Origin of the sequence: Saliniramus sp. (assembly GCF_035311605.1) — a bacterium.
Lineage (GTDB): Bacteria > Pseudomonadota > Alphaproteobacteria > Rhizobiales > Beijerinckiaceae > Saliniramus.
On sequence record NZ_DATGCW010000371.1, the window covers coordinates 1 to 6,455 of the forward strand.

Annotated in this window: 8 protein-coding genes and 1 pseudogene; 7 read left to right on the forward strand and 2 right to left on the reverse strand. The window is 61.8% G+C overall.

What is annotated here, in order from left to right; genetic code table 11:
• Both VKP01_RS16425 and VKP01_RS16430 read left to right on the forward strand, forming a co-directional pair.
• Positions 1 to 855: pseudogene (locus VKP01_RS16425) on the forward strand (IS256 family transposase); the annotation flags it as partial.
• A 64-nt stretch (positions 856 to 919) separates the two neighbouring features.
• The gene (locus VKP01_RS16430; protein WP_324414213.1) at positions 920 to 1,657 is read left to right on the forward strand and encodes a hypothetical protein; all 738 of its coding nucleotides are present in this window, start codon (positions 920 to 922) and stop codon (positions 1,655 to 1,657) included.
• A 146-nt stretch (positions 1,658 to 1,803) separates the two neighbouring features.
• On the opposite strand, the gene VKP01_RS16435 is transcribed toward VKP01_RS16430, so the two are convergent.
• Positions 1,804 to 2,805 (reverse strand): NAD(P)H-quinone oxidoreductase, encoded by a 1,002-nt coding sequence (locus VKP01_RS16435; RefSeq protein ID WP_324414215.1) that lies wholly within the window; start codon positions 2,803 to 2,805, stop codon positions 1,804 to 1,806.
• 148 nt (positions 2,806 to 2,953) lie between these two features.
• Between VKP01_RS16435 and VKP01_RS16440 the strand changes: the two genes are divergently transcribed.
• The 4 genes from VKP01_RS16440 (at position 2,954) to VKP01_RS16455 (ending at position 5,302) form a co-directional block, all read left to right on the forward strand.
• Complete coding sequence (locus VKP01_RS16440) at positions 2,954 to 3,160, forward strand: DUF1192 domain-containing protein (RefSeq protein WP_324414217.1); 207 nt, start codon at positions 2,954 to 2,956, stop codon at positions 3,158 to 3,160.
• A gap of 330 nt (positions 3,161 to 3,490) precedes the next feature.
• Positions 3,491 to 4,015, forward strand: a complete 525-nt coding sequence (locus VKP01_RS16445; protein WP_324414219.1) for a DUF1465 family protein — start codon at positions 3,491 to 3,493, stop codon at positions 4,013 to 4,015.
• A gap of 80 nt (positions 4,016 to 4,095) precedes the next feature.
• Positions 4,096 to 4,815, forward strand: coding sequence for an SDR family NAD(P)-dependent oxidoreductase (locus VKP01_RS16450; RefSeq protein WP_324414221.1), 720 nt, complete (start codon positions 4,096 to 4,098; stop codon positions 4,813 to 4,815).
• Positions 4,816 to 4,870: 55 nt separating this feature from the next.
• Positions 4,871 to 5,302, forward strand: a complete 432-nt coding sequence (locus VKP01_RS16455; protein ID WP_324414222.1) for a DUF4864 domain-containing protein — start codon at positions 4,871 to 4,873, stop codon at positions 5,300 to 5,302.
• Between the two features lie 5 nt (positions 5,303 to 5,307).
• Here VKP01_RS16455 and VKP01_RS16460 read toward each other — a convergent pair whose 3' ends face one another.
• Positions 5,308 to 5,571, reverse strand: a complete 264-nt coding sequence (locus tag VKP01_RS16460; RefSeq protein ID WP_324414224.1) for a hypothetical protein — start codon at positions 5,569 to 5,571, stop codon at positions 5,308 to 5,310.
• Between the two features lie 229 nt (positions 5,572 to 5,800).
• On the opposite strand from VKP01_RS16460, the gene VKP01_RS16465 reads away from it, so the two are divergent.
• Positions 5,801 to 6,455: Zn-dependent hydrolase (locus tag VKP01_RS16465; RefSeq protein ID WP_324414226.1), on the forward strand; the 655-nt coding region annotated here is incomplete at its 3' end.

The following is a 6,455-nucleotide window of genomic DNA, read 5'->3' on the forward strand; positions in this document are numbered from 1 at the left end:
TGAGCGGCATATCCAAGAGCCAGGTCTCGCGGCTCTGCGAGGAGATCGACGAGCGGGTGAAAGCCTTCCTCGAACGCCCGATCGAGGGGGACTGGCCATATCTGTGGATCGACGCCACCTATGTGAAGGTTCGTGCGCAAGTGGGCGGATATTGGCCGGATCGTCTCCGTCGCCGTGACTGTTGCCGTGGGCGTCAACAATGATGGTCGCCGGGAGGTACTGGGCATGGATATCGGCCCGTCGGAGGCCGAGACTTTCTGGACCGCCTTTCTGCGCAAGCTCGCGAGGCGGGGCCTGCGTGGGGTCAAGCTTGTCGTTTCTGATGCTCATGAAGGCATCAAGGCCGCCGTCTCGAAGGTGCTGACGGCCACCTGGCAAAGGTGCCGCGTCCACTTCATGCGTAATATTCTGGCCCATGCCGGACGCAGCGGACGGCGTGTCGTCTCGGCCTTCGTCGCAACAGCATTTGCGCAGGACGATGCCGAGAAGGCGAGCCGGCAGTGGCGTCTCGTCGCCGATCAGCTCAGGCCCAAGGTGCCGAAGCTCGCGGCACTGATGGACGAGGCCGAGCACGACGTTCTCGCCTATATGAGCTTTCCGCAGCAGCATCGCACGAAGTTGCATTCAACGAACCCGCTCGAACGTTTGAACGGTGAAATCAAGCGACGCACCGACGTCGTAGGCATCTTCCCAAACGAAGCGGCCATCACCCGTCTCGTCGGCGCGATCCTTCTCGAACAGAACGATGAGTGGTGCGGAGCAAAACCCTTGCAGCGTGCCCGCTACATCTCTCTGGAAACCATCGCCGCAATGGGCGATAATGAGACCGTCAGCCTCCCGGTCCTCGGGGACTGACGCGTGTTCCGGTCCTGCCGGATATCGTCGCTGGCCACCCGGCAGCTACACCACGCCTCGGGACATGATCCTTCATAGAGATCGTGCCGACTCTTCTGCATCTTCGCCGCTGATTGCCCAGAGACATACCCGACCGGTCGCGGGACCGGATCTGGCCACCGACGAGCGCGGAATCATCGAAGGCGGGCCGATGGCGGCAATTCGCTATGGTCTGGAACAAGCGCAGGGGTTCATGATTGGCGACCTTCATGGAGATACATACATCACGGAATTTCTCCAGACGAACATGCCACAATTCCGCAACGAGGGTGTCGGCGTCTTTTTCATCGAAATGATCGACTCAGCAGATCAGGATATCCTGAATCGGTTCATGGAAACCGGCGACAGAAGCGAATTAATCGACTACCTGCACCCGGGCTGGGACAAGGGCCCTGGCTGGATCGATTCGGTTATCGACGTCATAGACGCAGCCCGCCAGCAGGGAATCGAGGTTGTTGGGATCGATGTCCCGTTCTCCGGCGATGACCGTCTCGAAACCTCGAACCCGCACTGGACACAGGTTATTCAAGGCCACATGAGCGAGCTCGCCGAGGACGAAAAATACTTGGTGTTCGGTGGCAGCGCTCATGCAGGTGATTACCCCGGAAATACCGGCGTTGATGCGCGCTTGGGGATTATGTCCGGAAGCTTCCAGTCAAACTATCATGCTTCGCTCCCTGACCGGAAAGTTCCCGCAGGTGAAGCCCAGATCAATCCACGTGCGAATTCGTCTTCATTCGTTTTTGGCAGGCCCACAGAGTAACTCGGATCAAGTCAGCTGCTTCCAAAAGCGGCGAGCAGCTGACTTGACTTAATTCAAGAAGAACCTGTTCAGAGTTGATTCCGTTGATTCTGATCTTGCGTAGACAGGTTTTGGATGTGTTTGGATTATTGGGGGCGTAACGGAACTCAATCCGCCATCGTCAGCACGATCTTGCCTATATGCGCGCTCGAATCCATCCGCGCATGTGCCTTGGAGACATCTTCCAGCTTGAAGGTGGAATCGATGATCGGCTTGCAGCGTCCCTCGGCGAGGAGCGGTACGACCTTCTCGCGCAGGGAATGCGCGATCTCAGCCTTCTGCGCCACCGAGCGCGGGCGAAGGGTCGAGCCGGTATGGTGCAGACGCTTGACCATCAGGCGGCGGAAATCGACCTCGGCCTTGCCGCCCTTCAGGAAGGCGATCTGCACGATGCGGCCCTCGATCGCAGCGGCGTCGTAATTGCGCCCGATATAATCGCCGCCCACCATGTCGATGATCAGCGGCACACCCTTGCCATCCGTCGCCTCCTTGGCCACCGCGACGAAGTCCTCATCGCGGTAATTGATCGCGCGATCGGCGCCGAGTTTCAGGCAGGCTGCGCATTTCTCCTGCGAGCCGGCGGTGACGAACACTGTCGCACCGAAAGCCTTGGCGAGCTGGATCGCCGTCGTGCCGATACCCGACGAGCCGCCATGGATCAGCACGGTCTCACCGGGCTGGAGGCCGCCGCGATCGAACATGTTGGTCCAGACAGTGAAATAGGTCTCCGGGATCGCCCCGGCCTCGACCATGGAGAGGCCTTGCGGCACGGGGATCGCATTGTCCTGCGCCACCACGGCGTACTCCGCGTAACCGCCGGAAGCGACCAGCGCCATCACCCGGTCACCAGGCGCGAAATCCGTCGCACCCTCGCCGCAGGCCACGACCTCGCCGGCGATTTCGAGCCCGAGAATATCAGAGGCGCCCGGCGGCGGCGGATAATTGCCGAGCCGCTGGAATACATCAGGGCGGTTGATCCCGCCCGCATGAACGCGAACCAGAATTTCGCCTTGCCCGGGCTGCGGAACGGGGCGTTCGACCAGTTTCAGGACCTCTGGACCGCCGCCGCCATCGGCGATGACGGCACGCATGGTTGCGGGATGTGTCATGGCTTTCTCCTCGTCTGATACCGGCTTTTCGTGCCGGCTCGCCCGGTTTCAGGTCGCTGATCGGGGGTCGCATGCCCCGACGGCATTGGCAAGCGCGGGTCATGTGGCTTACCCTGTGGGCAGAATACGGCAAGCAGAGGAGACGGCCATGGCATTCGATCCATTCGCGGACGAGACCGTGCGCCCCCAGGCGCAGGCTCGCAATCACGTCATCGGCCAGGATCTTTCGACATTGTCGATCGAGGAGATCGACGAGCGGATTGCGGTCCTGCGGCAGGAGATCACGCGGCTGGAGCAGATGCGCGCGGAAAAGCAGGCGTCAAAATCAGCAGCGGATGCCGTATTCAAGGCGTAAGCTTGGCCATGTGTCATTTTCGCGCAATGAATCTCAATTGGAAACGAGGCGTTAACCACTCCTTAAGCTTTCCGGTTTATGAATCGGATATTCCAGTCTTCTGGATGTCGAGTGGCTCCTGTCCACTCTGTTTGACGCCTCCCTGTTGAGACTTCAGAGCCGCCTTCCCGGCGGCTCTTTTTTTGATTCATCCACAGCGTTAACCCTAACCTAATGTAAACAGCGCGCCCTCCGGCATTCGGCGTTAGTTTTGCCTCGTTCCGCATGAACCGCGTCCCGGCGTTTTCGTTTGGGACAGGACACGACAATGCGCAATGCAGGAGGCGAGACATGAACGCGGACATCACTTTTCGGGAAGAAGGCGATCCGGTCGATTTCGGACGCAACTTCGTCGGTTCGGAGGCGTTCCGCGCTCTGTTCAGCGAAGGCATGGGACTCGTCGAGGAGACGGCGGCCTATCTCGACGGTGACGGGCGCGAGGAATCGCGGCTGCTGTCGCGCCAGGTATCGCTGACTTATGCCAGCGAGAGCATGCGGCTCACCACCCGTCTGATGCAGATCGCGTCGTGGCTCCTGGTTCAGCGCGCCGTGGCCGAGGGTGAGATCTCACCGGAACAGGCATTGCAGGAGCAGACCCGGGTACGCCTCACCAAGCCCGAGCCGGCAAGCCCCGTCTTCGATACCTCCTCCCTGCCCCCGCGCCTGAAGGATCTGATCGGGCATTCCGTGCGCCTGCATGCGCGTATCCTGCATCTGGACAAGCTGATCTCGACGGATGAGCCCGCACGTCCGAAGAACGATAGCCCGGTGGCCGCGCAGCAATGGCTGATCCGCTCGGCTTTCGGTGCGAACTGAGGAGCGGTCGCACGGCCCGAAGGCAGTGCCCTTCGCACTGAAGATCTTGCCTTGAAGCCACACCGCGATATGTCGCGGTGATGGTACAACGCAACGACGCCCTCACCTCCTTTCCCGATGACGGCATCGCCGTCGTTGCCGGCGCGACCGGCGGCATCGGCGCCGCCTTCGTGCGCGCGCTTGAAGCGTCCGGACGCTTCAGCCGGGTGGTTGCCGCCGCGCGCAGCAACGATGTCGCATTAGACCTGCTTGATCCCTGCGCCATCGCCGATTTCGCGAGCAGCCTCAAGGGCGAGCGCATCCGCCTCGTCATCGACGCGACGGGGTTTCTGCATGACGAGGAACGCATGCCGGAAAAGTCGTGGCGCGATCTTGATGCCGGCCACATGGCCTATTCCTACGCCGTGAACGCCATCGGTCCGGCCCTGCTGATGCAGCATCTGTTGCCACTCCTGCCGCGCGAGGGCAAGGCGGCCTTCGTCACGCTCTCCGCCCGCGTCGGCTCCATCGGCGATAACCGCATCGGCGGCTGGTATTCCTACCGCGCCTCGAAAGCGGCGCTCAACCAGATCATGCGCTGCGCCTCCATCGAACTGGGCCGGCGCTGGCGCGAGGCGCTTTGCGTCGCCATGCATCCGGGCACCGTGCATTCGCCGCTGACTCAACCCTTCGCCAAGAGCGGCCTGAATGTGCGCGAGCCGGATGTCGCGGTCAACGAGATGCTGGCCGTGATCGACGGGCTAACCAGTGAGGAAAGCGGCGGCTTCTTTGATTATCGCGGCGAGCGCCTGCCCTGGTAGCCGATCGACGTTTCAAGCGCGCCATCTGCGCAACGCTACGCAAGAGGAGACGACGATGCGGCAACTTGCAAACATCCTCGCGGCCCTGGTGCTGCTGTGCGGCCTCATTCAATCCCCTGCGGCTATCGCACAGGAAGCCGGGGAGAACCTGGCCATCCGGAACGTCATCACGCGCCAGCTCGACGCCTTTCTCGCCGACGACGCGCAGCGCGCCTACAGCTTCGCAGCGCCCGGAATTCAGCGCCTGTTTCCTGGCGAAGAGCGTTTCATGGGTATGGTGCGCCAGGGTTATCCGCCGGTCTATCGCCCGCGCAGCCGGGACTTCGGTGCCTTGCGCCAGACGCCGCAGGGGCCGGTACAGGAAGTCATCCTGATCGATGCGAACGGTCAGGCCTGGCTAGCGCTGTATACAATGGAACAGCAACCCGATGGCAGCTGGAAGATCGCCGGCGTGCGTCTCGTGCGTGAGAACGCGGTGGCGGCATAAGCCGTTCAAACCACACCTGCATCGACACGCTGCACGCAAGTAGTTGCGCCTGCATCGATCCAGATCCGGGTTTCGAGCCCGCCATCGCGCGCTCCCGACAGCCACCAGTAATCCTGACCAGCGCAGAAACCATAATGCGGTGCGGCTTCCAGCCGGTCGAGAACGAAACGGACGGCGCCGTCGCGGCGCGCGAAACTGGCATCGAAACAGCCGCTTTCGAGGATCCGCCCCTCGCGGTTCAGCAGGCACCAGTGCACGAAAAACGCCATCGCTCGTACTCCACCCTAAGCTCGGCCTGTTGAGTACAATTTGAGACAGATTGTGTCCATCTCATTTGCGCCCCACGCTTACCGAAGCATTTAACCAATTCATGCCGCGCCGCGACAAGTCAGACGATAGTGCATGAACGCACAGGCCCCTTCCTCCAAGCTTCACCTTGCGGGCAGGCGAAACGCGCCTGAACCTGCGCCGCATACGATCAGCACGGGGGCCGTCGGCATGCAGAATCTCACCATCGATCCACAACGCCTCTGGGATACGCTGATGGAGACGGCGCAGATTGGTGGTACGCCGAAGGGCGGCATTTGCCGTGTCACCCTGACCGATCTCGATCGGCAGATCCGCGACTGGTTCCGTGCGGAATGCGAGACGCTCGGCTGCAGCGTCGGCATCGACACGATGGGCAACATGTTCGCCGTGCGCCCGGGCAAGCGCAGCGATGTGGCGCCGATCGCCATGGGCAGCCATCTCGACACGCAGCCCACCGGCGGCAAGTTCGATGGCGTGCTCGGTGTGCTCGCCGGCCTTGAAGTGCTGCGCACGCTGCACGATCTCGGCTACGAGACGAACGCGCCGCTCATGCTCGTCAACTGGACCAACGAGGAAGGCGCGCGCTTTGCCCCCTCCATGCTCGGCGCCGGCGTGCATGCGGGGCTCTACACGCCCGACATGGCGGAGGCGATCACCGATCGCCACGGGGTAAGCCTGCGTGAGGCGCTCGAAGAGATCGGCTATCGCGGCGATGTGCCGGTCGGCGAAACAGAATTTTCAGCCATGTTCGAACTGCATATCGAACAGGGCCCGATCCTCGAAGCCGAGGGCAAGAGCACCGGTATCGTCACTGGCGTCCAGGGCATGCGCTGGTACGACATCA